A 25,739-nucleotide genomic window follows, 5' to 3' on the forward strand; every position below is an offset into this window, starting at 1 on the left:
CGGTGACAGGCCGACAGCCGCCCGCCTCCTGGAGGCGGGCGGCTGTTCTTTGTGCTTGTGCTAGGTGATCAGGCCCGGCTGGGGGGTGCTCTGGACCTTGCGGCGGAGCATCACCTGCCGGGTTCCGTCCCGGAAGAGCTGGACGCGGGCCAGCTCCCACCCCGAGAATTCCGCCTGGATCGCCAGCTGCGCCGCGGCGGTCAGGCGATCGACATTCGATGGCAACCGGAGCGGCGCGTACTCGTAGTCCATGCGTCCTAATATGCCCCGGCGCCCGGCATGTCACCAGTCCCCGGGCCGGTCAGGCCCTCTCTCTCGGGGTAGCCGACCGGCACCGCCGACACGTCGTCGAGGGCGTCGGCGATCTCGCCGGGCAGCACCAGCTCCTCGCTCTGCAGCGCGCCCTGCAGCTGCCCGGCCGTCCGCGCGCCCAGGATCGGCGCGACCACTCCCGGCCGGTCCCGGATCCACGCCAGCGCCACCTCCAGCGGCGACACGCCCAGGCCGCCGGCCGCGATCACCACCGCCTCGACGATGCTGGAGCTGCGGGGCTCCAGGTACGTCTGCACGAACGGCGCCAGGTGCTCGGTGGCGGCCCGCGAGTCCAGCGGCCGGCCGTTGCGGTACTTGCCCGTGAGCACCCCGCGGCCCAGCGGCGACCACGGCAGCACGCCGATGCCCAGCGCCGCTGCGGCCGGCAGCACCTCGCGTTCGACGCCGCGTTCCAGCAGCGAATACTCCACCTGGGTGGCGACGATCGGGGCCCGGGTGGGGAACGCCTGCTGCCAGGCGGCGGCCCGCGCGGTCTGCCAGCCGGCGAAGTTGGACACGCCCACGTAGCGGACCCGGCCGCTGTTGACCGCGTGGTCCAGCGCCGACAGGGTCTCCTCCAGCGGCGTCTGGGGGTCGTAGCCGTGCACCTGCCACAGGTCCACGTAGTCGGTGCCGAGCCGGCGCAGTGACTGGTCCAGGCTGCGCAGCAGGTGGCCGCGGGAGCTGTCGCGGCGGCGGAAGCCGTACTCGCCGAGGCCGGCCTTGGTGGCGATCAGCACCTCGTCGCGGGGCACCAGGTGGTCGATCAGGGAGCCGATGACCGTCTCGGCGTCGCCGTCGCCGTACACGTCGGCGGTGTCGATCAGCGTGCCGCCCGCCTCCAGATAGAGCTTCAGCTGGTCGGCCGCGTCGTCGGGGTCGGTGTCCCGGCCCCACGTCATGGTGCCGAGGGCCAGCCGGGAGACCGCCAGCCCGCTTCGGCCGAGCGGTCGCTGTTGCATGGGTGAACCTTATTCAGCCGGGCCCGGCCGCGAAACGCTCGTGGCAGCTCAATAGGGCGGCGATCCGTCGGGTTGACGACCGAACACCGCGAAGATCACTGAGCGTGTTCGCCTAGGCTTCGTAGCGCGGAGCATCGGTGCTCTCGCGGAAGAAACGGGAGGACCCGTGCGGCTCGGACTCAGCCTTGGATACCAGACCTCGTGGACCACGCCCGCCGATCATCTCGCCATGGCCCAGGAGGCCGACCGGCTCGGCTACTCGGTGGTCTGGGCGGCGGAGGCGTACGGCTCGGACTCGCCCACCATGCTGGCCTGGATCGCCGGCCAGACGCAGTCGATCGACGTCGGCGCGGCCGTCATGCAGATCCCGGCGCGCAGCCCGGCGATGACCGCGATGACCGCCGCGACCATCGACACCCTCTCCGGCGGCCGGTTCCGCCTGGGCCTGGGCGTCTCCGGCCCGCAGGTCTCGGAGGGCTGGCACGGTGTGCGTTTCGGCAAGCCGCTGGGCCGCACCCGCGAGTACGTCGACATCGTCAAGCTGGCGATCGCCCGCAAGCCGGTGGCCTACGACGGCGAGCACTACACGCTGCCGCTGCCCGGCGGCCCGGGCAAGGCGCTGCGGCTGGGCTTCCACCCGCCGCGTGAGCAGATCCCGATCTACCTGGCCGCGGTCGGCCCGAAGAACCTCGAGCTGGCGGGCGAGATCGCCGACGGCTGGCTGGCCATCTTCTTCGCGCCCGACGCCGCGGGGGAGTATCTCCAGCATGTCGAGCGGGGCCGGTCGAAGAGCGGCGCCGGCCTGACCGGCTTCGACGTCGCGCCCACCGTCCCGGTCGTGGTCGGCGACGACATCGCCGCCGGCGCCGACCAGATCCGCCCGTACGCGGCGCTGTACGTCGGCGGCATGGGCAGCCGCGAGCAGAATTTCTACAACCAGCTCGCCGTCCGGATGGGCTACGCGGACGCGGCCAAGGAGGTCCAGGACCTCTACCTGGACCGCAAGCCGCGGGACGCCGCCGCGGCGATCCCGCAGGACTTCATCACCCGGACCTCGATGGTCGGCCCCAAGGCCCGGATCACCGAGCGCATCCGGGAGTACGCCGCCGCCGGTGTCGGCACGCTCTCCATCAGCCCGTACGTGGGCGACCTGGAGAGCGGCATCGCCACGCTGCGCACCGTCGCGGAGGCGTACGAGGCGTCGGGCGTGGCCGAGTAGCCGTGGCCACCGTCCTGCTGCTCCGCCACGGGCGGACCACCGCCAACGCCACCGGTGAGCTCGCCGGCCGGCTGCCGGTCGAGCTCGACGAGGCCGGCCGGGGCCAGGCCCAGCGGGTCGGTGAGCGGCTGCGCAAGCTGCCGCTCGCCGCCGTGGTGACCAGCCCGCTGATCCGCTGCCGGCAGACCCTGGAACTGGCCCTGCCGGACATCGTGCCGGAGGTCGACGAGGGCCTGATCGAGTGCGGTTACGGCGACTGGGAGGGCCGCCCGCTCAAGGAGCTCACCGGCGAGCCGCTGTGGCCGGTCGTCCAGCAGCACCCCAGCGCCGCCGTGTTCCCCAACGGCGAGGCGATGGCGGCCATGTCGGCCCGCGCGGTGGCCACCATCCGGCGCTGGGACGCCCGGGTCACCGCCACGCACGGCCCGGAGGCGCTGTGGCTGGCCTGCAGCCACGGCGATGTGATCAAGGCCATCGTGGCCGACGCGATGGGGCTGCATCTGGACGAGTTCCAGCGCCTGGTGGCCGATCCGGCGTCGGTGAGCGTGATCCGCTACACCCCGACCCGCCCGTTCCTGGTGCGGCTCAACGACACCGCGGACCTGTCGGCGCTGATCCCGCCGAAACCCGCCGAGGGCGCGCTCCCGGAGTCCGACGCGGCCGTGGGCGGTGGCGCGGGCGGCGGCGCATGAGTACGGCCGGTAACCGGCGTGTTACCACAGCGTGCGCACACTTTGCGCCCTCGGCGAACCCCGCCGGTGGGCTGAGCACTCGCGCACGCGGGCGGATAGGGTCGAAGCCATGACCCACCAGGTGCATGCCTTCGAGCCGCCCGAGCGGTTCGTCGCCGGGACGGTGGGCGAGCCGGGGGACCGGACGTTCTTCCTCCAGGCCCGCGGTGGCGGCCGGGTGGTCAGCGTGGCGCTGGAGAAGGTCCAGGTCTCGCTGCTCGCCGAAAAGCTGGAGGAGTTGCTCACCGAGGCCGGCCGCCGGTTCGGCGTCGACCTGCCCGAGGCCCCCGTGCTCGCGATCAACGACAACGAGCCGCTGGACACCCCCGTCGACGAGGAGTTCCGCGTCGGCACGCTCGGTCTGGCCTTCGACGTCGACACCACCACGGTCGTCATCGAGGCGATCGAGGCCGGTGAGGGCGACGCGGAGGTCGAGCTCGACGAGGACGACGAGGACACCGACGACGACCCGATCGCCGACGACGAGGACGACGAGCCCGACGACGACCTCGACCGGCTGCGCGTCCGGCTGACCCCCGAGGCGACCCGCGCGTTCATCGACCGGGCCCGGCGCGTGGTCGCGGCGGGCCGCCCGCCGTGCCCGCTCTGCGGCCAGCCGCTGGACCCGGCCGGGCACCTCTGCCCCCGGCACAACGGCTATCACCGGTGACGACGGAGCCGGCCAGCGTGCTCGCCGAGGACGACGCCCTCGAGCTGCTCACCCGCGGTGAGATGGAGCTCGAGGGCCGGCTCGTCGACGCCTCCAACACGACGCTGCGGGCCGAGATCACCCTCGACGGGCTGACCCGCCGCTGCGTCTACAAGCCCGTGCAGGGCGAGCGCCCGCTCTGGGACTTCCCGGACGGCACGCTGGCCGGGCGCGAGGTGTCGGCGTTCCTGGTCTCGCAGGCCACCGGTTGGGGGCTGGTGCCGCCGACGATCCTGCGGGACGGGCCGCTCGGCCCCGGCGCCTGCCAGCTGTGGATCGACGAGCCCGACGACGCCGAGTCGCTGATCGGCTTCGTCCCGGCCTACGACGTGCCCGCGGGCTGGTTCGCGGTCGCCTCGGCCCGGGACGAGGACGGCGACGCGTACGCGCTGGCCCACGCCGACGACCCGCGGCTGTCCCGCCTCGCGGTGCTGGACGCGGTGATCAACAACGCCGACCGTAAGGGCGGCCACGTGCTGTACGCCCCGGACGGCCGCATCCACGGCGTCGACCACGGCGTCTGCTTCCACGTGGAGAACAAACTCCGCACCGTGCTCTGGGGCTGGACGGGCAAGCCGATCCCGGCCGACTCCGTCGAGGTGCTGACCAAGCTGGGCGAGCAGCTCGACGGCACGCTGGGCGCGGCCCTGGAGGAGCACCTGACCCTCACCGAGGTGCAGCACGCCCGGCTGCGCGTACGCCGGCTGTTGCGCGCGGCCCGCTTCCCGCGACCGCCGCAGGACTGGCCGGCCGTGCCCTGGCCGCCGGTCTGAGGCTTTACTCACGCCGGGCGGATTTCTGCCGGTGGCGCTGGATAGGCTCCTGGCCATGGACGCATGGACCGGGCACGAGGTGCCGAAGCTGCCGGGGACCGCGACGCCGCCGGCGCTGTACGACTCGGCCCGCCGGTCGGTGCAGCCCACCACCCCCGGCGACGCCGCGACGATGTACGTCTGCGGCATCACACCCTACGACGCGACCCATCTCGGTCACGCGGCCACGATGATCACGTTCGACCTGGTCCAGCGGGCCTGGCGGGACGCCGGCCTGACCGTGCGGTACGTGCAGAACGTCACCGACATCGACGACCCGCTGCTGGAGCGGGCCGCCCGCGACGGTGAGGACTGGGTGGTCCTGGCGATGCGCGAGACGGCCCTGTTCCGCGAGGACATGGAGGCGCTGCGGATGATCCCGCCGGCGCACTACGTCGGCGCGGTCGAGTCCATCCCGGCGATCGCGGCGCACGTGCGCGAGCTGATCGACTCCGGCGCGGCGTACCGCCTGGAGGACGGCACCGGCGACGTCTACTTCACGATCGAGGCCGCTCCGCGCTTCGGCTACGAGTCGCACCTGTCCCGCGAGGAGATGCTGGTGCTGTCGGCCGAGCGCGGCGGTGACCCCGAGCGTCCCGGCAAGCGCGACCCGCTCGACCCGCTGCTGTGGCGCGGCGCTCGCGACGGCGAGCCCGCCTGGGACGGTGGCGACCTGGGCCCGGGCCGCCCCGGCTGGCACATCGAGTGCGCCACCATCGCCCTCGGGCTGCTCGGCGAGACGATCGACGTCCAGGGCGGCGGCAACGACCTGCTCTACCCGCACCACGAATGCTCGGCCGCGCACGCCGAGCGGCTCACCGGCACGGCCCCGTTCGCCCGGCACTACGTGCACGCCGGCATGATCGGCCTGAACGGCGAGAAGATGTCGAAGTCCAAGGGCAACCTGGTCTTCGTCTCCCGCCTGCGCGCCGACGGCGTGGACCCGATGGCGGTCCGGGTGGGTCTGCTCGCCGAGCACTACCGCACCGACCGCCAGTGGACCGACGATGTCCTCAAGGCGGGTCAGCAGCGCCTGGCCCGCTGGCGCGAGGCCGCCGCGGCCCCGGTCGGCCCGTCGGGCGAGGGTCTGCTGGCCGCCGTCCGCGAGGCCCTGCACAACGACCTCGACACGCCGGCGGCCCTGGCCCTGGTCGACGCCTGGTCCGAGGCCGCGGTGTCCGGCGCTGGAGACGACGCGCAGGCTCCGGCGCTGATGGCCCGGACGGTGGACGCCCTCCTCGGCATCCGCCTCTGAGGGCGACAGTGCGCGAGCTTGCCCTCTGCGTGGCGACCGCGGAACGGGTCTCCTCCGGGGTCACCATCTTCCTCGGTCGTCTGTACGGCCTTGCGCACACCGATGCGGTCGACCCACGGCAGGGCGTCGCCCTGAGGTGGCGTGAGCTGGGTGGTATGACGCAGTCCGGGGAGCTGCTCGCGCACCTGCGGGCGGAGTTGCCTTCCCTGCGCGAGCGGGTCAGCGCGTCAGGGCTGCCCGGTTCCGCGGTGGCGGCCGCGGCGCTGGACGCCATCGGGGCATTGACGGAGGACCCTGAGGGTCTCGCGCGGATCACCGGTCACGCGCTGGGGGTGGCGGCGGAGCTGGACCGGGCGTCCGTGCCCCCGCCGCGCGGGCATGGGACGTGGGCGGCGTTCGAGGTCCGGAGCCAGTCCGACCTAGCCGACCTCCTCGCGGGCGCGCCGGAGGAATGGTCCCCGGAGTTCCTGGACGAGCTGCGGACGGAGGCCGGGATGCAGTCGATGGCCTACCGCAACGGCATGAAGGCGCTGGGCCGGTCCTAGAGGTCGAGCACGACCGCCCCGCGCGGACGCGAGGAGCAGATCAGCACGTCCCCGTCGGCCGGCGGGTCGACCGGTTCGGTGGTGTAGGCGACCTCGCCCGCCAGCAACCCCGTCTCGCAGGTGTGGCACACCCCCGACCGGCAGGACCAGCGCACCGGCACGTCGCAGGCTTCGGCGAGCTCCAGCAGGCTGTCGCGCCCGTCGGCCCAGGGGACGGTCAGCCCGCTGCGCGCGAAGGACACCGCCGGTCCTTCCCCGGGCTCGCCGGCCGGAGGGTGCGGCGCCCGGGTCGCCACCGCGCTGATCCCGGGCGTGATTCCCGGCCCCGCTCCGAAGATCTCCGTGCTGATCCGGTTGGCCGGCACGCCCACCTCGACCAGCGCCGCGGTGACGTCGGTGAGGAAACCGGCCGGGCCGCACAGGTACGCGTCGGCGTCCACCGGCACGCCCAGCGCTCGGAGCGCGTCGAGCGACAACCGGCCCGCACTGTCGTAGTCGCGGCCCACCTGGTCCAGGGCGGCGCGGGGACGACTGAGGAAGACGTGGGAGCGGCCGTGGGGCAGATCCGCCAGCAACTGGGCCGTCTCGGTTGCGAACGGCCGGTCGCCGCCGTCGCGGGCAGCCTGCAGCCACCACACCTCCCGCTCGGACCGCTGCGCCGCGAGCGCGTACAGCATCGCCAGCATGGGGGTCGCCCCCACGCCCGCGCTGATCAGCAGGACCGGGGTGGACGCCGGCCGCAGCACGAACGTCCCCCGCGGCGCGGCCACGTCGATCAGGTCGCCGGGGTGGACACGCGCATGCAGGTAGCCACTGGCCGCGCCGTGCGGCTCCTGCTTGACGCTGATCCGGTAGTCGCCGCCGGCCGGGGGCCCGGACAGCGAATAGCTGCGGATCAAAGGCGTGTGCTCGTCGTCCGGTCGCAGCCGTACGGTCAGGAACTGCCCGGGCAGCGGGGCCGGGACCGGCTGCCCGTCCGGGTCCGCCAGCCGTACCGAAGCGATCGTACTGCTCTCCGGCTCGACCGCCGTCACCCGCAGCGGCCGGAACCCGGGCCAGGCCGGCGGCGGCGCGACAGCGACGAGCCCGGCGTTGCCGGTCGTCGCCGCGGGCGGGCTCACCATCGCCCGGAACGAGCCCTGCCAGCCGGGGCTGAGCGCGGGTATGCGCAGCGCCCGCTCGATCCGGTCGGCGGGGTGGCCGGGCAGGTACAGCAGACCGTCCACTTCGGCCACGGTCATCCGTTCCGGGCCGTCGGCGACCTTGACGATCTCGTCACCGGCCCGGATGTCGCCCTCCCGCAGCACCCGGAAGTAGAAGCCCGGCCGGTGATGCCGCACGAGCAGCGCCGGCATCCGGGGGTCGTCCAGCCGGATCCCGACCCGGTAGCAGGTGACCCGTGGCTGGGTCACCTCGAACAGCACCGCCCCGATCCGGTAGCGGTCACCGATGCACACCTCGTCGTCCGGCAGCCCCTCGACGGTCAGGTTCTCGCCGAACTGGCCGTGGACGAAGTCGTCGCGGCCGAGCACCTGCTGCCAATACCGGTACGACTCCAGCTGGTACACGAAAACGGCCCGGTTCTCGCCGCCGTGCCCGCCGAGGTCGCCCTGCCCGTCGCCGTCGATGTTCAACCGGCGCACCGTGGCCGGGCCGTCGACCGGGTGTTTCCAGATGCCGGTGTGGACCGTCCGTCCCTGCCACAGCACGTCCCGGGGCAGACCGACGTTGACCGAGCGCAGCACCGCCACTCCGTCATCTTGCACCCGTCGCGTCCGGCTGGGAACCGGCCCGGACGGATCAGACCGTCGTGAAGGCGGCCATCATCGCCATGTCCTCGTGCTCGAGGTTGTGGCAGTGCAGCAGGAACCGCCCCGCGTGGTCCTCGAACCGCACCAGCACACTGGCCTGCTCGGCCGCCCGCAGATCGATCGTGTCCTTCCACCCGTGGTCGTACGGGCCGGGACCCCCGCCACCGCGTGACAGCACCCGGAACGGCGACAGGTGCACATGCACCGGGTGGTGGAAGTCGGAGACGAACCGCCACACCTCCGCCTCGCCGAGCCGCGGCCGCGCCACACTCGAGGCCGGATCGAAGGGGGCGCCGTTGATCGTCCAGCCGGTCGTCCCGTGCATCTCGTCGTGCCGCAGCCGGAAGGTTCGCGTCCGCACCGGGACCGGCGCCGGCGGCAGCACCGACAGCACCGCGGGCACGGCGGTGTCGTCGGGCGCTGCTGCCCCGACCCGGAACTCCAGCACGTCGCGCAGGCCGCCCGTGCCCCAGGTGTTGATCAGCCGGACCGTGCTCCCGGGCCGGTACCGGCCGAAGTCGACCACGACGTCGAAGCGCTGGGCCGGCGCGATCTCCACCGTGTCGTGCCCGATCGGCGCCGTGAGCAGCCCGCCGTCGGTGCCGATCTGCACGAGGGCCGGCCCGCCCGGTGGCGCCGGCTCCAGGGCCAGCCGGTAGCGGCGCGCGTTCGAGGCGTTGAGCAGCCGCAACCGGTGCCTGACCGCCGGCACCTCGTGGTACGGCCAGGCGATCCCGTTCACCACGATGACGTCACCGAGGACTCCGGCGGCGAAGCGGTCCCGTACCGGATCGGCGAGTGACCCGTCCGCGGCGAACGCGCGATCGGTGATCATCAACGGGAGGTCCCGGTCGCCGCGCGGCAGGGGGAGAGCGTCCTCCTCGTCGTCATCGACGAGGTGGAACCCGGCGAGCCCGCGCCAGACGTCGGGACCGGTGGAGTCCATCCGGTGGTCGTGGTACCAGAGCGTCGCGGCCCGCTGCCGCATCGGGTAGCGGTGGTCACGGCTGCCGATCACCACTCGCGCGAGCGGATCGTGGTGCCCGGCGTGTCCGGCGGCTGCCGTGGCCGGTGCGGTGCCGACCGGGAACACGAGGTCGGTCGGGAAGCCGTCGTCGGTCGCGGGCGTGTGCCCGCCGTGCAGGTGCACGACAGTCGGCACCGGGAGTTCGTTGCGGTGCCGGACGACGGTCTCCTGCCCGCTGCGGCTGCGCAGCGTCGGCCCGGGGAAGCGGCCCTCGTACCCCCAGATCGGGGTGGGCACCCCGGGCAGGATCTCGGCGATCCCCGCCCGCTGCACGACGGTGTACAGCCCGTCGCGCCCGGCCCGCAGCGTCTCGGGCACGGTCAGCGGCCGCTGGTACGGCCTCGGCAACGCCAACCGGCTCACCAGCAGCGACCCGGTCGACGTGGCGCCGCGGATTCCCGCGATCAGCGGGACACCGACGCCCGCCGCGGCAGCGGTGACCCCGAGGGCCCGCACCAGGTCGCGCCTGCTCAACCGGCTCACAGCCGTACCGCCCCGGCGTCGATCCGGTCCGGCTCCGAGTGGTCCCCGGACGTGGCGCAATGCCGCTGTGGACGGGTCCGCCAGGCCCGGACCGTGCCGCCTGCCGCCAGGGCGATGATCGCCGCCCCGAGCGGGATGTGGACCGTCAGCAGCCGGGCGAACCCGAGAGCGATCTGCGCGGCGACCAGCAGGAACAGGCCGCCGTAAAGAACCGCGGGCCACCAGGGCCCACCGCCGCGCCACCGTGCCAGCAGCCCGGTCACCGCCGTGAGGAGCGCGGCCAGCCCGGCGTAGGTCGCGTTCTCGCGGTGGGTGTGCAGGGCGCCGAAGCTGCCGCTGAGGAACTGGCCGGCGAACACGGCCTGGTCGAGGAGCAGAACGGCGGTGACCGTGCTGCAGATCCGGAACAAGGACCAGGACATGACACTTCCTCTCGGTCGAGAACTTCTCGGGTGAGAGTAACCGTCCGGCGCCTATAGTGCGAGGGTGAATCCGGACCGACCCGTCACCGAGCCGGGCCTGAGCCTGCCCACTCAGCTCGGGATGCTGCTGCGGACGGCCCACGCGCGGGCAGCCCGGCTGGGCAACGAGGCGTTGCGCCCCCTGGGCATCGAGACCCGCCACCTGGGCGTCCTGCTGGTCCTGGACCGGCAGGGGCCCCTCAGCCAGACCCAGATCGGCGAGCAGCTGCACGCCGACAAGTCGGCCATGGGTCGTACGGTGGACGACCTGGAACGGCTCGGCGCCGCCGTGCGCCGGCCCGATCCCGCCGACCGGCGGGCCCGCCAGGTGTCCCTCACGCCCGACGGCGAACGGCTGGTCGCCCGGGCCAAGGCGGTGGCCGCCGAGGCCGCCGACGGCGTCTTCGCCGCGATCGGACCGGCTGACCAGGCGGTCCTGCGGGACCTGCTCAACCGCGTCGCCCGCCCCTGAGGAGGGTCACTTTCGCCGGATCACGCGCCGCCGGCCCGGACCAGACCCGACTCGTACGCGTAGACCACCGCCTGCACCCGGTCCCGCAGCCCGAGCTTCATCAGCACGCGCGCCACATGGGTCTTGACCGTGGCCTCGCCCACCCCCAGCCCCGCCGAGATCTCCGCATTGGACATCCCCCGGGCCAGCAGCCGCAGCACGTCCACCTCGCGCGGCGTCAGCTCGTCCAGTTCCGGTGCCGGCGCCGGCCCCGGACGTGCCGCGAACGCCGAGATCACCCGGGTCGTGACGGCCGGGTCGAGCAGCGCCTCGCCGCCGGCCACCACCCGGATCGCGGTGATCAGGTGCTCGGGGGAGGACACCTTGAGCAGGAAGCCACTCGCCCCGGCCTGCAGCGCCCGGTACAGGTTCTCGTCCGTGTCGAAGGTGGTCAGCACGATGATCCGGGGCGGGTGCGGCGCCGCCAGCAGGGTCCGGGTGGCGCTCAGCCCGTCCTGGCGGGGCATCGCGATGTCCATCAGCACGACGTCCGGGCGCAGGCGCCGCACCACGCTCACCGCCTCGGTGCCGTCGCTGGCCTCGCCCACCACGGTCAGGTCCGGCTCGGTCTCGATGACCATGCGCAGCCCGGCCCGCAGCATCCGCTGGTCGTCCGCGATCACCACGGTGATGCTCATCGGCTCACCGGCACCGGCACCGGCAGCCGCGCCCGCACCGAGAAGCCGCCCTCGGGGCGCGGCCCGGCCGTCAGCTCGCCGCCGAACAGCGTCACCCGCTCACGCATCCCGATCAGGCCCTGGCCGCCCCCCGACGGGGAGTGCGCCGCCTTGCCGTCGTCCTCCACCGTCAGGTGCAGCCCGTCCGTCCCGAAGTCGACCGTGACCGTCGCGTTCGCGGCGCCGGCGTGCTTGAGCACGTTGGTCAGGGCCTCCTGCACGATCCGGTACGCGGACAGATCCACCGCCGGCGGCAGCGTCACCGCCTCGCCCCGGCGGTGCACGCCGACCGCCAGCCCGGCCTCGCGTACCTGGGCCACCAGCTCGTCGAGCCGGTCCAGCCCGGCCGGCGGAGCCGTCTCCGCGGCGTCGCCGCGCAGCAGTCCCAGGGTGCGACGCAGCTCGCCGACCGCCTCGCGCCCGGAAGCCTCGATGCTCTGCAACAGTTGCGGGTCGACGTCGAGCCCGGCGTCGAGGCGGCGCCGCACCACTCCGGCCTGGATGACCATGACGGTGACGCTGTGGGCCACCATGTCGTGCAGCTCGCGAGCGATCCGGACCCGTTCCTCCATGACCGCCTCGCGGGCCTGCTGCTCGCGGATCGACGCGCGGACCGCGGCGGTGTCGGCCACCCGACGGTTCTGCCAGGCGACCGCGACGCCGAGCGCGTAGGGCGCCAGGCTGAAGAAGAACGCGGCCATCGGGTCGGTGCGGTCGTTCTCCCAGTAGACGACGCCGGTCAGGAAGACGAAGAGCCCGGCGGCCGCGGCGCGGAGCCGGGCCCGGCGGTCCGCGTCCGGCGCGGGGAAGATCTGCCCGGCCGTGTACGCCGCGATGATCATCGCCACCAGCTGCCACAACCGGTAGCTGACCGGCGAATCGTCGTAGAACACCGAGCTCGCGCTCACACTGCTGGCCGCCATCGCGAGCACGGGGACCAGCCGCCGCAGCAGCACCAGGCCGGCGAACAGGGTCAGCGCGTACGGCCACCAGGCGCCCGGCATCCGGACGACGTACTCCTCGACGAGGGCGAACACCGTGAAGGCCGCGGCCAGGGCGAGATCGAGCGGCCGCAGCCGCCCGGCGAGCGTCCGGAACACCCCCTGACCGTACGGGCTGAGCCCCGTCCCCGAGACCGCCTCGAGGCGGATACGCCGTCCACCTCACGGGGGACGCGCGGTCCCTCCCGGTACGGGCGACGCCGGCGCCCGCCGTTCGTAACGTCTGCCGCCGACAACGTTCGGACAAGGAGATCACGATGTGGCGTAAAGCTGCCGCCGTCAGTCTGGTGACGGCGCCGATCCTGCTGGCGGTGGCGACCGCCGTCGACCCCGCTCTCGGCGACGACCAGGGCTATGGCGTCTACCGTCAGCATCCCGCGGCGACGCAGTGGCATTCGTTGCTGCTGCACTGGGCCTGGGTGCTGTTCGTGCCCGGGCTGCTGGGCCTGCTCGCCCCGATCCGGCGCCGGGGCGCGGTGCTCGCCCGGGTCGGCTGGGTCACGGTGGTGCTCGGGCTGGCCACCTTCTCGGCGCTGATGGCGTTCGACTTCTTCCTGCTCGCCCTGGAGCAGACCCTGCCGGACGCGCAGGTCGCCGCGGTGGACACCCGGTTCCAGGAACAGTTGCCGACGGTGGCCGGCTGGCAGTGGCCCGGGCTGGTCGGCTGGGCGTTGTCGCTGCTGCTGGTGCCGATCGCCGCTGCCCGGGCCCGGGTGATCAATTGGTGGACGGCGGCCGCCGCGCTGGTGGGTACGGCGCTGTACTTCGCGTTCGCCATCTCGCCCGTACCGGTGAATCTGCTCGGTCCGGTGGTGCTGATCGGCGCGTACGCGGCGGCGGCCGGGCAGCTGCTGCGGCCGCGGCCGGTGGCCGCCGAGCCGGACTCCTTCGGTGCCTTTCGCCGCCGCGCGAGCTTCGCCTGCCTGTACGCCGCGCCGGTGTTCTTCGGCGCCGGTCTGGCCACGGCCCCGGACGGCGACTTCGTCTCCCGGCCCGGGCAGACCCAGATCAGCGCGTTGCTGCTGCACCTGGGCTGGCTGCTGTTCGTCCCGGCGATGCTGGTGGTGGCTGCGCGCGGCCGGCGCTTCACCCGGGTCGCGGCCGGGATCACCGTGGTGGCCCTGCTCAACTTCAGCGCCCTCATGGTGGGTGACACCGCAGACCTGTCGGCGCGGCAGGTGCTGGGTGAGGGCCCGGCCGACCGGGTGGCCGACGCGCTCGGTGGTCTGTCGTTCTTCACCTTCGGCTGGGCTCTGCCGGGCATGGTGCTGAGCCTGCTGGGCCTCATGGCGGTGCCGATCGGCGCCGCGGTGGACCGGCTGACCCGGTGGTGGGTGGCGGCGCTCGCCGTCGCCGGAGTGGTGATGTTCCTCGTCGTGCCCCTGGGGCCGGCCGGGGTGACCGGGCCGCTGCTGCTGCTCGTCGCGTTCGGTCTGCTCGGTCGCGACCTGCGCCGGCCGCGGGGTGCCGCTGAAGAGCCGGTCCCGGTGGTCGCCGCCGCGGCCTGAGGGCCGCCCGGCAGCCGGAGGGGGCTGCCGGGCGGCACCGGTCACGCGGCGTTCAGCGCCGGGTAGTCGGTGTAGCCCTCGTGGTCGCCGCCGTACGCCTTGCCGTAGTCCGGGGTGTTGAACGGTCCGCCGGCCGCCAGCCGCTCCGGCAGGTCGGGGTTGGCCAGGAACAGCGCCCCGTACGAGATCAGGTCCGCCTCGCCGTTCTCGATCTGCTTGAGCGCCTCGGGCCCGGTCCACGCCCCCGGGGTGTACGGGTTGAGGATCAGCGTCCCGTTCCAGCGCGCCCGCAGCACCGGCGTGAACTCGGTGTCCGGCCCCTCGGCGACGTGCAGGTAGGCCAGCCCGAGCGGCGCCAGCGCGTCGACCAGCGCCAGGTAGGTCTCGCGGTGGTCGTCCTCGGCGATGTCGTTGAACGGGTTGGCCGGGGAGATGCGCAGCCCCAGCCGGTCCGCGCCGATCGCCGCGGCGACCGCCCGGGCCACCTCGACCGTGAGCCGGATCCGGCCCTCGATGGTGCCGCCCCAGTCGTCGTCGCGCCGGTTGGCGTTGGTGGACAGGAACTGGTGCAGCAGGTAGCCGTTCGCGCCGTGCAGCTCCACCCCGTCGAAGCCGGCCTCGATCGCGTTACGGGCCGAGGCGGTGAAGTCGGCGATGGTCTCGGCGATGCCATCGGCGTCCAGCGGCTCGGGCTCGACGAGGTCCTGCGGGCCGTCGGCGGTGTAGACCTGACCGGCCGCCGCGACCGGGGAGGCGCCGACCGGGGTGGCGCCGTGCAGGCTCGGGTGCCCGATCCGGCCGGTGTGCATGAGCTGGGCGAAGATCAGGCCGCCGCGCTCGTGCACCGCCGCGGTGACCGGCCGCCAGGCCGCCACCTGCTCCGGCGTGTGCAGGCCGGGAGTGTTCATGTACCCCTGTCCGACCGGCGAGGGCTGCGTCCCCTCGGTGATGATCAGGCCCGCGCCCGCGCGCTGGGCGTAGTACGTGGCCATGAGCTCGGTGGGGGTCGCGCCCGGTCCGTACGCGCGGCTGCGGGTCATCGGGGCCATCACCACCCGGTTGCGCGTCGTGTACCGGCCGAGCCTGGCTTCGTCGAATGCGCTGGTCATGACTGACTCCTGTTCTCGACAGCGAATTTGCTGTCCAGGACAGGTAAACGCCGGTGCGCCGCGTTTATTGCCGGACTGTCGGGTGACCAGGGACACAGCTCCGCCGGTCTACGCTGAGCTGCATGGTTGAGCGATCGGGCGCCCCGGGTGCCGCCGCGGGCGGCCCGATCAGCCACACCATCTTCCGGCTGGCCCGCATCCACTCGCAGCTCGCCGGCCGGCTGCTGCGTGAGGCGGGCCTGCACGCCAGCCAGGAGCTGATGCTGATGGTGCTCTGGGACGCCGGCCCGCAGCGGCAGACGGAACTCGGTGCCGAGCTCGGCATGGACTCGGCCGGCACCACCCGCGTCGTGCACCGCCTCGAACAGGCCGGCTTCGTCCGCCGCCGGCCCGACCCGGACGACGGGCGCGCCACGCTGGTCGAGGTCACCGCGGCCGGGCAGGCCCTGCGGACGCAGGTGGAGTGCATCTGGACGCAGCTCGAGGAGCTCACCGTGGCCGGTCTGTCGCCGGCCGAGCAGCAGGTGGCGCTGGACACCCTGCTACGGCTCGAGCGCAACGTGCGGCAGACCGTGCCCGGCAGCCGGGTCGGTCAGGCGGCGGCGCGGCGCGGCGTCACGCGAGAGTGAGGCCCGGGTCCGGGTCGGGCTCGGGGACCGGCGCCGGGATCCGGTACTCCTCGGTCAGCGTGGTCATCGGCCCCGGCCAGGTCGCCTGGGCCACCTCGATCGGCTTGCGGGTCTCGTCGAACGCCACGTGCAGCAGGTGCAGCACGGGGGTGTCCGGGCGGATCTGCAGGATCTCCGCCTCCTCGCGGCTGGGCTGCCGGGCGCTGATGGTGTCGGTCGCCGACGCGTAGCGCCGCCCGATCGCCTCCTCGGCCTCCTGGTAGAGCGGCCGGCCGAACGCCTCGGCCCGTTCCAGCGACGTCCCGGTCGCGTCGGTCACCCGGAACCACGACGCGCCGACCTCGACGGTGGCGTCGTCGGCGCGGACGAGATGCCGCCGGACCAGCATCTCGGTGCCGTCGCGGACCCCGAACGCGTCCGCCACCTCGGGCGGCGCGGCCTCGCGGCCGACGCCGGCCAGCTGCTGGCGGTACCGGGCAGCCAGGTCGGCGTGGTAGCCGCGGTGGGCGCCGTAGCGGCCGCGGGAGAGCCGGTTGAGCCGGCGCCGGGTGCCGCGCACGTACGTGCCGGAGCCCGGCTTGGTGATCAGGATGCCTTCGACCCGCAGCTGGTCGACGGTGCGTTGCACGGTCTGCTTGGCCACGCCGAACATCTCGGCCATGGCGGGGATCGAGGGGAGCCGCTCACCGGGCGCCCAGTCCCCGCGGCGGATGCGTTCCCGCAGCTGGGCGGCGATCTGCCGGTGCGGGAACTCGGCGGCGCCGGGATTGACAGTCATGGCGGTACCTCCTGACCCTAGGTTCCTAGGATGACTTACGCAGCGTGCGCCGGGGGACAGCGACACGCGGAAAAGTCGGTCGACCACAGCGGCGGTGGCATCGACCATGGTCAGCATGCTGAGTCCCGAGATCCGCGAGTACTACGAACGTGGCGGCGAGCGGCTGCGCCTGACCGCCGGCACCGGCCGCCTGGAGTTCCTGCGCACCTGGGACGTGCTGACCCGGGTGCTGCCACCGGCGCCGGCCCGGATCGTCGACGTCGGCGGGGCCACCGGGGCCTACGCGCGCCCGCTGGCCGAGGCCGGGTACGCCGTCCAGGTGATCGACCCGGTCCCGGACCACGTGGCCGCCGCCGATGCCCTGCCCGGCGTGACCGCGGTCCTGGGCGACGCGCGGGCCCTGCCCGAGCCCGACGCCGGCGCCGACGCTGTGCTGCTCTTCGGCCCGCTCTACCACCTGCCCCAGCGCGCTGACCGGGTCGCGGCCTGGCGCGAGGCGGCCCGGGTCGTGCGCCCGGGCGGGGTGGTCGTCGGGGCCGTGATCAGTCGTTTCGCGTCGCTGTTCGACGGTGTGGTCAAGGGCTACTACGCCGAGCCCGAGTTCGTGTCGATCGTGCAGGGTGCGCTGGGCGACGGCGTGCACCGCAACCAGGGCGGGCAGTCGCGCTGGTTCACCAGCGCGTACTTCCACCGGCCGGAGGAGCCGGCCGCCGAGGCGACCGAGGCCGGGCTCACCGGCACGCGCACGGTGACGGTCGAGGGACCGATGTGGATGACCGGTACGCGACTGACGGAATTCCTCGCCGACGAGCGGCTGACCGGCATCATGCTGGACATGCTGCGCCGGGTCGAGGAGGAGCCGAGCCTGTTCGGCGCGAGCAGCCACCTGCTGACCATCGGCCGCCGGCCCGCCCCCTAAGCTGTTCCCCGTGGAGGCTCTGCGGTTGATTCTGCGCTACGCGCACCTGATCGGTTTCGCGCTGCTGCTCGGCGGGGCGATCGCGCAGTTCGTCTCGGCGAAGCTGCGGATCAACCCGGCGATGCTGTGGGGTTCGATCATCCAGGTGCTGACCGGCCTGGCGCTGTCGGCGCCGCTGCGCGGTGGCGGTGACGACGAGCCCGAGCCGGCGAAGCTGGCCGTGAAGCTGGTGGTCGCGATCCTGATCTTCATCATGGTCTTCGTGCCGCGCAAGCGGGCCGAGGTCAACCGCGGGCACTTCATCGGCATCATCGCCCTGACGCTGATCAACGCCGCGGTCGCCACCTTCTGGCGCTGACCCCCGGCCGGCATCAGCCCTCCAGCACGGGCGTGAGTCCGTCCAGGAGGCGCTGCAGGCCGAACTCCATCAGCCGGTCGACGTCGAACTCGAGCGCCGGGTCGGTCACGGCCCGGTGCATCAGGGGATAACGGCCGCTGCCGAGGATCTCGCCGAGCCGGTGCTGCTGGGTGTCCAGCCACTGCGCGTCGGTCAGCCCGGTCTCCTGCTCGGCCTGGGCCTCCTCCTCGATGTTGACGGCAGTGCCGCGGATGTAGTTCGCCACCGTGACGGCCGCCAGGAAGAGCACGTCCGGGGAGAGGCCGTGCCCGTCGAGGGCGCGCATCGTCCACTCCGTGTGGGCCATCGCGCGCGGGGCGAGCAGCGGCCGGGTGAACGAGATCGCCTGGGCCAGCCAGGGATGGCGCCGGTACATCGACCACTGGAGCCGCGCCAGCGCCTCGACGCAGGCGCGCCAGCCGTCGGTGCCGGGGGAGAGCTCGGGCAGCGCGTCCCCGGCGAAGACCGTGTCCATCATGAACAGCAGCAGCTCCTCCTTGCCGGAAACGTGCCGGTAGAGCGACATCGTCGGCATGCCCAGCTCGCCGGCGAGGCGGCGCATGGACAGCCCGCCGAGGCCTTCCGCGTCGGCGATGGCGACGGCGGTGCGCACCACCTGCCCGCGATCCGGCCCGCCCGGCCCGGCCCGGCCGGGCTGCGATTGGCCGGGCCGGGATCGGCCGGCCTGCGATTGGCCAGGCCGGGATCGGCCGGCCTGGGACTGGTCGGGCTGGGATCGGCCGGCTCGGGCCGGGTCGGGCCGGTGGGCCGGGGTGGCGACGACCGTGCCGACGCCGGGCCGGGGCCGGACCAGGCCCTGCTCGCGCAGGGTGGCGATGACCTTGGTGGCGGTCGCCATGGCGATGCCGTGATCGGCGATCAGCTGCCGGGTGGACGGGACCCGGTCGCCCGGCGCGAGCTCACCGGCGGCGATCCGGGCGGCGATCGCGGCGGCGATCCGGCGGTACGGCGGTACGGCGCCCATCGCCCCTCCTCTGCACTAGTGCGCTCCACCTTAGTGCACTAGTGAGCGTCGATGAATACGGGTGCTAGCACCACTTGAGGCCATGGTAGTGCGCTCGTACGGTGTACCAAGCAGCCCACAGGAAGGCCCATGATGACCGACGCCGTACACCTCGAGACGCTCTACAAGACCTATGACGACACCGGCACCGCCGTCACCGCCCTCGACGGGGTGACGGCCTCCTTCGGCGCGGGCACGTTCACCGCGGTGATGGGCCCGTCCGGCTCCGGCAAGAGCACTTTGCTGCAGTGCGCGGCGGGTCTGGACCGGCCCACCTCGGGCCGGGTGTTCCTGGCCGGCACGGAACTGCACGCCGGCCACGACACCGCGATGACCAAGTTCCGGCGCACCCGGGTCGGTTTCGTGTTCCAGGACTACAACCTGCTGCCGGCGCTGACCGTGGAGCAGAACGTGCTGCTGCCGTCCCGGCTGGCCGGCCGCCGCGCCGACCACGCCCGGGCCCGTGCGGTGCTGGATCGCCTCGGCCTGCTGGACCGCCGTGCCGACCTGCCCGAGCGGCTCTCCGGGGGACAGCGGCAGCGGGTGGCGATCGCCCGGGCGCTGATCGGCGAACCGGCGGTGATCTTCGCCGACGAGCCGACCGGCGCCCTGGACCTGCGCAGCGCCCGCGAGGTGCTGACCCTGCTGCGGGCGGCGGTGCACGAGCACGGCCGTACCGTCGTGATGGTCACCCACGATCCCGTCGCCGCCGCGTACGCGGACTCGGTGCTCTTCCTGGCCGACGGCCGGCTGGCCGGCTCGCTGAGCGCGCCCACCGCCGAGGCCGTCGCGGAACGCCTGGCCCACCTCGGTGACCTGGTCGGCGCCGGTGCGGAGGCCGTCGCATGATCGCCGTCGCGCTGCGTGGCCTGCGGCACCGCCCGGGCAATTTCGTGGCCACGTTCCTGTCGGCCTTCCTCGGCGCCACCCTGCTCATGACCTTCGCCGCGATGCTCGACACTGCCGCGGACGCGGACACCGTCAGCGCCGAATCGCTGTCCACGACCGCGGCCGTGGCGGGCGGCTGGTGCCTGATCATCGTGATCTTCGCGGTCACCTCGACGCTCAGCCTGGCGGTGCGCCGGCGGGCTGAGCAGACGGCTCTGCTGCGCCGGCTCGGCGCCACCGGTCCGCAGGTGGGCCGGATGATCGTCGGCGAGGCCGCCGCGGTGGCCCTGCTGGCGTCGGCGGTGGCCGTACCGGTCGCGCTGGTCCTGGGCCGGCTGCTGCTGGCGCTGATGCAGGACACCGGCCAGGTCGCCGCCGCGGTCGGGTACGCGTTCGGCCCGGTCGCGCTGAGCGTGGGCTTCGGCGTCACGCTGCTGGGCTCGGTCGTCGCGGCGGTGGCGACGGTCCGGCGGACGGCCGGACCGGCCGGCGCCCGGCCCGAGCGCCCCCGGGCCCGCCGCGTCGCCGGCGTGGTGTTCCTGCTGATCGCCACGAACTGCTCGGTGCTCACCGCCACCCTGATGGACGGCAAGGGCATCGACGCGATGCAGACGGCCGGCCAGGCCGGCATCTGGGCCTCGATCGGCCTGGCCCTGTGGGCGCCGGAGCTGCTGCGCCTGGTCACGGCCGTGCTGGCGGGCCCGGTCCGGCTGGCCGGCGGCGCGGCGGGAGAGCTGGCGGTCCTGGGGGTACGGCAACGCACCCGCCGGCTCGCGGGCGCGGTGATGCCGGTGGCGCTGTTCACCGGCATCGCCACCGGCACGGTCTACATGCAGGGCATCGAGGACGACGCGGCGGCGGGAACGATCCAGCCGGCGTACGCCCGGGACATTCAGACCCTGAACTACGTCGTGGTCGGCATGATCACCGTCTTCGTGGCGGTGATGCTGGTCAACACCCTGATCGCCGCGACCACGCACCGGCGCCGCGAGTTCGCCCAGCAACGGCTGGCGGGCTCGACGCGAGGCCAGCTGCTGTCCATGGTCGGCCTGGAGGGCCTGCTGGTGACGGCGACGGGGGTGCTGTCGGGCTCGGCGGCGTCTCTGTTCACGATCCTGCCGTTCGGCGCGGCCCGGGCCGACCGGGTGTGGCCGGACGCCACGCCGGTCGCCTACGTGATCATCGTGGCGGTGGCGGTCGCGTTGACCGGGCTGTCACTGCTCGGCACGACCCGTCGCACCCTCCGGGGCCCGGCGGTCACAGCCCTGCGGTGACGGTGTCGCCGTCCCCCACCACTTCGGCGGTGCGGGACGGCGTTCGTCACCAGGAGCCGGCGGTGGGACCGGCCGAGCCGCCGCGGCGGCGCAGGTACTTCTCGAACTCGGTGGCGATCTCGTCGCCGGTCAGCGGCTTGATGCCCTCGTCGCCGACCCGTTCCTCCAGCTCGCGGACGTAGTCACCGAGCTCGGTGTCCTGCTCGGCGGCGGCCCGGACGCGCTTCTCCCACTCGTCGGCCTCCTCCGCCAGGTCGGCCAGCGGCACCGGCAGGTCCAGCACGTCCTCGAGCCGGCTCAGCAGGGCGAGCGTCGCCTTCGGACACGGCGGGTTGTTCGCGTAGTGCGGCACGTGCACCCAGAATGACAGGGCGTCCACGTCAGCCCGGTCGGCCGCCTCCTGCAGCACGCCGACGATGCCGGTCGGGCCGTCGTAGCGGGTCGGGACCACCTTGTACTTCTCCGCGACCTCCTTCTCGGTCGCCGAGCCGCTGATCGGCAGGGGCCGGGTGTACGGCACGTCCGCCAGCAGGGCACCCAGCAGCACGATGCGGTTCACCTCGAGGCTGTGGCAGACCTCCAGGATCTGCTCGCAGAAGGTGCGCCAGCGCATGCTGGGCTCGATGCCGCGGATCAGCACCACGTCACGCTCGGTGCCGGGCGGGCTGGCCACGCTGAACCGGGTGGTCGGCCAGTCGATCTTGCGCGTCTCACCCTCGGTCATGGTGATCGTCGGCCTGCTGACCTGGAAGTCGTAGAACTCCTCCGGGTCGATGGTGGTGATCTCGCGGGCCTGCCAGACCTGCTCGAGGTGCTCCACCGCAGCCGTCGACGCGTCGGCCGCGTCGTTCCACCCTTCGAAGGCGGCGATCGCCACGGGGGAGCGCAGCAGGGGTAGACCGTCGAACTCTGTCACGGTGCCAACCTTTCGTACCTCACGTACGCAAAGCCTACGTGTCCGCGTCTGATCCCACCCGGCGGCCGCGCCGACCCCCGTCATCGCGTGGAGAGCCCGGTCACAGTGAGTCCACCAGTCGGACACCGATACTCGGCAGTTGGGGGATGTGCCATTAGCCTTGCAAGGTGCAGAACTCCTTCCTTGCCGCGCTGACCGATCGCATCCTCGTCGCCGACGGAGCGATGGGCACGATGCTGCAGGCCGCCGACCTCGACGTGGACACCGACTTCCAGGGTCTCGAGGGCTGCAACGAGATCCTCAACGTGACCCGCCCCGACGTCGTCCGCGGCGTCCACGAGGCCTATCTGGCCGCGGGGGCGGACTGCGTCGAGACCAACACCTTCGGCGCCAACCTCGGCAATCTGGGCGACTACGACATCCAGGACCGGATCCGGGAGCTGTCGCAGGCCGGTGCCGCGGTCGCCCGCGAGGCGGCCGACGCGTTCTCGACCCCCGAGCAGCCCCGGTACGTGCTGGGCTCGATCGGTCCCGGCACCAAGCTGCCCACCCTCGGCCACACGCACTACACCACGCTGCGCGACGCGTACCACGAGAACGCGGCCGGCCTGGTCCTGGGCGGCGCCGACGCGCTGATCATCGAGACGTGTCAGGACCTGCTGCAGACCAAGGCGGCGGTGGTCGGCGCGCACCGGGCGATGGCCGAGGTCGGGCGCAAGGTGCCGATCATCGCTCACGTGACCGTGGAGACCACCGGCACGATGCTGCTGGGCAGCGAGATCGGTGCGGCGCTGACCGCGCTGGAGCCGCTGGGCATCGACCTGATCGGACTGAACTGCGCCACCGGCCCGGCCGAGATGACCGAGCACCTGCGCTACCTGGCGCAGTCGGCGAGCGTACCGGTGTCGGTCATGCCCAATGCCGGCCTGCCGGTGCTGGCCGCCGGCGGCGCCTACTACCCGCTGACCCCCGACGAGCTGGCCGAGGCGCTGGACCGTTTCGTCCGCGAGTACGGCGTCTCGCTGGTCGGCGGCTGCTGCGGCACGACGCCCGAGCACATCGCGGCGGTCGTCGCCCGCGTACGCGGTCTGCAGGCCGCCCCGCGCGAGCCGCAGCACGCGCCCGCCGCCGCGTCGATCTACCACGAGGTGCCGTTCCGGCAGGACGCCGGCGTGCTGATGATCGGCGAGCGCACCAACGCCAACGGCTCGAAGGCGTTCCGCGAGCCGATGCTGGCCGGCGACTGGCAGGCCTGCGTGGAGATCGCCCGCAGCCAGGCCCGCGACGGCTCGCACCTGCTCGACCTGTGCGTCGACTACGTGGGCCGCGACGGCACCCAGGACATGCGCGAGCTGGCCGGCCGCTTCGCGACCGCGTCGACCCTGCCGATCATGCTCGACTCCACCGAGCCGCAGGTCGTCGAGGCGGGCCTGGAGATGCTCGGCGGCCGCTGCGTGGTCAACTCGGTCAACTACGAGGACGGCGACGGCCCCGGCTCCCGCTACGCCCGGATGATGCCGATCGTCAAGGAGCACGGCGCGGCCGTGGTCGCCCTGACCATCGACGAGGAGGGCCAGGCCCGCGACGCCGGCTGGAAGGTCCGGGTCGCGGCGCGGCTCATCGACGACCTCACCGGCACGTGGGGCATGAAGCTGTCCGACATCCTGGTCGACTGCCTCACGTTCCCGATCGCCACCGGCCAGGAGGAGACCCGCCGCGACGGCCTGGAGACGATCGAGGCGATCCGGCGGATCAGCGAGCTGTACCCGGGCGTCAACTTCACCCTCGGCGTCTCCAACATCTCGTTCGGCCTCAACCCGGCCGCCCGCCAGGTGCTCAACTCCGTCTTCCTGCACGAGTGCGTGCAGGCCGGCATGACCAGCGCGATCGTGCACGCCAGCAAGATCCTGCCGATGTCGAAGATCCAGGACGAGCAGCGCGAGGTCGCGCTGGACATGATCTACGACCGGCGCCGTGAGGGGTACGACCCGCTGCAGAAGTTCCTGCAGCTCTTCGAGGGCGTCGACGTCACCTCGGCCCGCGAGTCCCGGGCGCAGGAGCTGGCCGGGCTGCCGCTGGAGGAGCGCCTCAAGCGCCGCATCATCGACGGCGAGCGCAACGGTCTCGAGGACGACCTGCTGGAGGCGCTGCAGACCAAGCCGGCCCTGGCGATCGTCAACGACGTGCTGCTCGACGGCATGAAGACGGTCGGTGAGCTGTTCGGCTCCGGGCAGATGCAGCTGCCGTTCGTGCTCCAGTCGGCCGAGGTGATGAAGGCCGCGGTGGCGTTCCTCGAGCCGCACATGGAGAAGAACGAGGACGAGGAAGGCAAGGGCCGCATCGTGCTCGCCACGGTCAAGGGCGACGTGCACGACATCGGCAAGAACCTGGTCGACATCATCCTGAGCAACAACGGCTACGAGGTCGTCAACATCGGCATCAAGCAGCCGATCAACGCGATCATCGAGGCGGCCGAGCAGCACCAGGCGGACGCGATCGGCATGTCCGGCCTGCTGGTGAAGAGCACGGTCGTGATGAAGGAGAACCTGCAGGAGATGGCGTCGCGCGGCGTCGCGGCGAAGTATCCGGTCATGCTGGGCGGTGCGGCGCTGACCCGCGCGTACGTCGAGGACGACCTGCGCTCGCAGTACGAGGGCGAGGTGCACTACGCCCGGGACGCGTTCGAGGGTCTGTCGTTGATGGACAAGGTGATGACCGCCAAGCGCGGCGGCGCCCCGGTGATCGACCCGGAACGCGAGGCCGCGCTGGCGGCCCGCCGGGCCCGCCGCGAGAAGCAGCGCGCGATGGTCTCGGAGAGCCTGCCGCCCCTGGACGACACCTCGGTCCGCTCCGACGTGGCGACCGACGTCGACACCCCGAAGGCGCCGTTCTTCGGCACCCGCGTGGTCAAGGGCATCCCGCTGAAGGACTACGCGTCGATGCTCGACGAGCGGGCGACGTTCCTGGGCCAGTGGGGCCTGAAGGCGGCCCGCGGCGGCAGCGGCCCGTCGTACGAGGAGCTGGTGGAGAACGAGGGAAGGCCCCGCCTGCGCTACTGGCTGGACCGCCTGGCCGCGGACCACGTCCTGGAGGCGGCGGTCGTGTACGGCTACTTCCCGGCGTACTCCGAAGGCAACACCCTGGTGGTGCTGGACGAGAACGGCGCGGCGGAAAGGGCCCGCTTCACCTTCCCCCGCCAGCGCCAGGAAAGGCGCCTGTGCCTGGCCGACTTCTTCAAGCCCCGCGGCGCCGACGGCGAGCTCGACGTGGTGGCCCTGCAGCTGGTGACGGTGGGCCAGCCGATCAGCGAATACACGGCCAAGATGTTCGCCCGCGACGAGTACCGCGACTACCTGGAGGTCCACGGCCTGTCGGTCCAGCTGACCGAGGCCCTGGCCGAGTACTGGCACCGCCGCGTCCGCTCCGAGCTGATCCTCCCGACCGGCGCAACGGTGGGCGCGAACGACCCGACGGACCTGGCCGGCATCCTGAAGAACGACTACCGCGGCTGCCGGTACGCGTTCGGCTACCCGGCCTGCCCGGACCTGGAAGACCGGGCCAAGGTGGTCGACCTGCTGGACGCGGGCCGCATCGGGGTGAAGCTGTCGGAGGAGTTCCAGCTCGAGCCGGAGCAGTCGACGGACGCGATCATCACCCACCACCCGGACGCCAACTACTTCAACGCCAAGTAGGCAAGAACACCCGGAAACCATCGACGGTGCACGAACAGGCCGTCGGAGGTTTCCGGGTGTTCTCAGGCGGCGTGCCGCTCGAGCCGGTC

At 72.9% G+C, this 25,739-nt stretch carries 25 protein-coding genes; 14 read left to right on the plus strand and 11 right to left on the minus strand.

Annotated elements, in window-relative coordinates; all coding sequences use genetic code 11:
• Positions 1 to 60: 60 nt before the first annotated feature.
• Positions 61 to 252: a DUF5703 family protein gene (locus ACWEOZ_RS18010; RefSeq protein ID WP_451911813.1), complete on the minus strand. Its 192-nt coding sequence runs from the start codon at positions 250 to 252 to the stop codon at positions 61 to 63.
• Positions 253 to 257: 5 nt separating this feature from the next.
• Positions 258 to 1,274 carry an aldo/keto reductase gene (locus tag ACWEOZ_RS18015; protein WP_212994108.1) on the minus strand — a complete coding sequence of 339 codons (1,017 nt, stop codon included), beginning with the start codon at positions 1,272 to 1,274 and terminating at the stop codon, positions 258 to 260.
• Positions 1,275 to 1,440: 166 nt separating this feature from the next.
• Between ACWEOZ_RS18015 and ACWEOZ_RS18020 the strand changes: the two genes are divergently transcribed.
• The 6 genes from ACWEOZ_RS18020 to ACWEOZ_RS18045 all read left to right on the plus strand — a co-directional run bounded on the left by ACWEOZ_RS18020 (position 1,441) and on the right by ACWEOZ_RS18045 (position 6,545).
• Complete coding sequence (locus ACWEOZ_RS18020) at positions 1,441 to 2,493, plus strand: LLM class F420-dependent oxidoreductase (RefSeq protein WP_451911814.1); 1,053 nt, start codon at positions 1,441 to 1,443, stop codon at positions 2,491 to 2,493.
• 2 nt (positions 2,494 to 2,495) lie between these two features.
• Positions 2,496 to 3,185, plus strand: coding sequence for a histidine phosphatase family protein (locus ACWEOZ_RS18025; protein ID WP_360830733.1), 690 nt, complete (start codon positions 2,496 to 2,498; stop codon positions 3,183 to 3,185).
• 109 nt (positions 3,186 to 3,294) lie between these two features.
• Entirely contained in the window at positions 3,295 to 3,894 is a 600-nt protein-coding gene (locus ACWEOZ_RS18030; protein WP_451911815.1) for a DUF3090 domain-containing protein, read from the plus strand.
• Positions 3,891 to 4,706: an SCO1664 family protein gene (locus ACWEOZ_RS18035; RefSeq protein ID WP_451911816.1), complete on the plus strand. Its 816-nt coding sequence runs from the start codon at positions 3,891 to 3,893 to the stop codon at positions 4,704 to 4,706. Before ACWEOZ_RS18030 ends, ACWEOZ_RS18035 begins: the two co-directional genes overlap by 4 nt.
• Positions 4,707 to 4,761: 55 nt before the next feature.
• Complete coding sequence (gene mshC / locus ACWEOZ_RS18040) at positions 4,762 to 6,000, plus strand: cysteine--1-D-myo-inosityl 2-amino-2-deoxy-alpha-D-glucopyranoside ligase (protein WP_451911817.1); 1,239 nt, start codon at positions 4,762 to 4,764, stop codon at positions 5,998 to 6,000.
• Between the two features lie 8 nt (positions 6,001 to 6,008).
• Entirely contained in the window at positions 6,009 to 6,545 is a 537-nt protein-coding gene (locus tag ACWEOZ_RS18045; protein ID WP_451911818.1) for a hypothetical protein, read from the plus strand.
• Here the strand turns inward: ACWEOZ_RS18045 and ACWEOZ_RS18050 are convergent.
• The 3 genes from ACWEOZ_RS18050 to ACWEOZ_RS18060 are packed head-to-tail and all read right to left on the minus strand — an operon-like array spanning position 6,542 to position 10,288.
• Complete coding sequence (locus ACWEOZ_RS18050; RefSeq protein ID WP_451911819.1) at positions 6,542 to 8,296, minus strand: MOSC domain-containing protein; 1,755 nt, start codon at positions 8,294 to 8,296, stop codon at positions 6,542 to 6,544. The two genes, ACWEOZ_RS18045 and ACWEOZ_RS18050, sit on opposite strands and share 4 nt — an antisense overlap.
• Positions 8,297 to 8,345: 49 nt before the next feature.
• Complete coding sequence (locus ACWEOZ_RS18055) at positions 8,346 to 9,866, minus strand: multicopper oxidase family protein (protein ID WP_451911820.1); 1,521 nt, start codon at positions 9,864 to 9,866, stop codon at positions 8,346 to 8,348.
• On the minus strand, positions 9,863 to 10,288 hold the full coding sequence (locus ACWEOZ_RS18060; RefSeq protein ID WP_451911821.1) for a hypothetical protein: 426 nt from the start codon (positions 10,286 to 10,288) through the stop codon (positions 9,863 to 9,865). Before ACWEOZ_RS18060 ends, ACWEOZ_RS18055 begins: the two co-directional genes overlap by 4 nt.
• Before the next feature lie 64 nt (positions 10,289 to 10,352).
• On the opposite strand from ACWEOZ_RS18060, the gene ACWEOZ_RS18065 reads away from it, so the two are divergent.
• Positions 10,353 to 10,799 carry a MarR family winged helix-turn-helix transcriptional regulator gene (locus ACWEOZ_RS18065; RefSeq protein WP_451911822.1) on the plus strand — a complete coding sequence of 149 codons (447 nt, stop codon included), beginning with the start codon at positions 10,353 to 10,355 and terminating at the stop codon, positions 10,797 to 10,799.
• 20 nt (positions 10,800 to 10,819) lie between these two features.
• Here the strand turns inward: ACWEOZ_RS18065 and ACWEOZ_RS18070 are convergent, their stop codons facing one another.
• Together ACWEOZ_RS18070 and ACWEOZ_RS18075 are read right to left on the minus strand one after the other, a co-directional pair.
• The gene (locus ACWEOZ_RS18070) at positions 10,820 to 11,476 is read right to left on the minus strand and encodes a response regulator (RefSeq protein WP_451911823.1); all 657 of its coding nucleotides are present in this window, start codon (positions 11,474 to 11,476) and stop codon (positions 10,820 to 10,822) included.
• On the minus strand, positions 11,473 to 12,615 hold the full coding sequence (locus ACWEOZ_RS18075; protein ID WP_451911824.1) for a sensor histidine kinase: 1,143 nt from the start codon (positions 12,613 to 12,615) through the stop codon (positions 11,473 to 11,475). The genes ACWEOZ_RS18070 and ACWEOZ_RS18075 overlap by 4 nt, the downstream gene beginning before the upstream one ends.
• 158 nt (positions 12,616 to 12,773) lie before the next feature.
• On the opposite strand from ACWEOZ_RS18075, the gene ACWEOZ_RS18080 reads away from it, so the two are divergent.
• A complete protein-coding gene (locus tag ACWEOZ_RS18080; RefSeq protein ID WP_451911825.1) occupies positions 12,774 to 14,024 on the plus strand; it encodes a hypothetical protein in 1,251 nt (416 codons plus the stop codon).
• A 41-nt stretch (positions 14,025 to 14,065) separates the two neighbouring features.
• On the opposite strand, the gene ACWEOZ_RS18085 is transcribed toward ACWEOZ_RS18080, so the two are convergent.
• Positions 14,066 to 15,133, minus strand: coding sequence for an alkene reductase (locus tag ACWEOZ_RS18085; protein WP_451911826.1), 1,068 nt, complete (start codon positions 15,131 to 15,133; stop codon positions 14,066 to 14,068).
• Positions 15,134 to 15,255: 122 nt separating this feature from the next.
• Here ACWEOZ_RS18085 and ACWEOZ_RS18090 point away from each other — a divergent pair, with 122 nt between their 5' ends.
• Entirely contained in the window at positions 15,256 to 15,762 is a 507-nt protein-coding gene (locus tag ACWEOZ_RS18090; protein ID WP_451911827.1) for a MarR family winged helix-turn-helix transcriptional regulator, read from the plus strand.
• Here the strand turns inward: ACWEOZ_RS18090 and ACWEOZ_RS18095 are convergent.
• Entirely contained in the window at positions 15,749 to 16,540 is a 792-nt protein-coding gene (locus ACWEOZ_RS18095; protein WP_451911828.1) for a GntR family transcriptional regulator, read from the minus strand. The genes ACWEOZ_RS18090 and ACWEOZ_RS18095 overlap by 14 nt on opposite strands.
• Positions 16,541 to 16,655: 115 nt before the next feature.
• On the opposite strand from ACWEOZ_RS18095, the gene ACWEOZ_RS18100 reads away from it, so the two are divergent.
• Together ACWEOZ_RS18100 and ACWEOZ_RS18105 are read left to right on the plus strand one after the other, a co-directional pair.
• Positions 16,656 to 17,459 (plus strand): class I SAM-dependent methyltransferase, encoded by an 804-nt coding sequence (locus ACWEOZ_RS18100; RefSeq protein WP_451911829.1) that lies wholly within the window; start codon positions 16,656 to 16,658, stop codon positions 17,457 to 17,459.
• 10 nt (positions 17,460 to 17,469) lie between these two features.
• Positions 17,470 to 17,817, plus strand: coding sequence for a hypothetical protein (locus ACWEOZ_RS18105; RefSeq protein WP_451911830.1), 348 nt, complete (start codon positions 17,470 to 17,472; stop codon positions 17,815 to 17,817).
• A 13-nt stretch (positions 17,818 to 17,830) separates the two neighbouring features.
• Here the strand turns inward: ACWEOZ_RS18105 and ACWEOZ_RS18110 are convergent, their stop codons facing one another.
• A complete protein-coding gene (locus ACWEOZ_RS18110; protein WP_451911831.1) occupies positions 17,831 to 18,841 on the minus strand; it encodes a TetR/AcrR family transcriptional regulator C-terminal domain-containing protein in 1,011 nt (336 codons plus the stop codon).
• 132 nt (positions 18,842 to 18,973) lie between these two features.
• Here ACWEOZ_RS18110 and ACWEOZ_RS18115 point away from each other — a divergent pair, with 132 nt between their 5' ends.
• The gene (locus tag ACWEOZ_RS18115) at positions 18,974 to 19,729 is read left to right on the plus strand and encodes an ABC transporter ATP-binding protein (protein ID WP_451911832.1); all 756 of its coding nucleotides are present in this window, start codon (positions 18,974 to 18,976) and stop codon (positions 19,727 to 19,729) included.
• Positions 19,726 to 21,042, plus strand: a complete 1,317-nt coding sequence (locus ACWEOZ_RS18120; RefSeq protein ID WP_451911833.1) for an FtsX-like permease family protein — start codon at positions 19,726 to 19,728, stop codon at positions 21,040 to 21,042. The genes ACWEOZ_RS18115 and ACWEOZ_RS18120 overlap by 4 nt, the downstream gene beginning before the upstream one ends.
• Positions 21,043 to 21,088: 46 nt before the next feature.
• Here ACWEOZ_RS18120 and ACWEOZ_RS18125 read toward each other — a convergent pair whose 3' ends face one another.
• Positions 21,089 to 21,958, minus strand: a complete 870-nt coding sequence (locus tag ACWEOZ_RS18125; RefSeq protein WP_360543951.1) for a PAC2 family protein — start codon at positions 21,956 to 21,958, stop codon at positions 21,089 to 21,091.
• A gap of 167 nt (positions 21,959 to 22,125) precedes the next feature.
• Between ACWEOZ_RS18125 and metH the strand changes: the two genes are divergently transcribed.
• Positions 22,126 to 25,650, plus strand: coding sequence for a methionine synthase (gene metH, locus ACWEOZ_RS18130; RefSeq protein ID WP_451911834.1), 3,525 nt, complete (start codon positions 22,126 to 22,128; stop codon positions 25,648 to 25,650).
• Positions 25,651 to 25,739 lie beyond the last annotated feature (89 nt).

The sequence above is a fragment of the Actinoplanes sp. NPDC004185 genome, assembly GCF_053603475.1.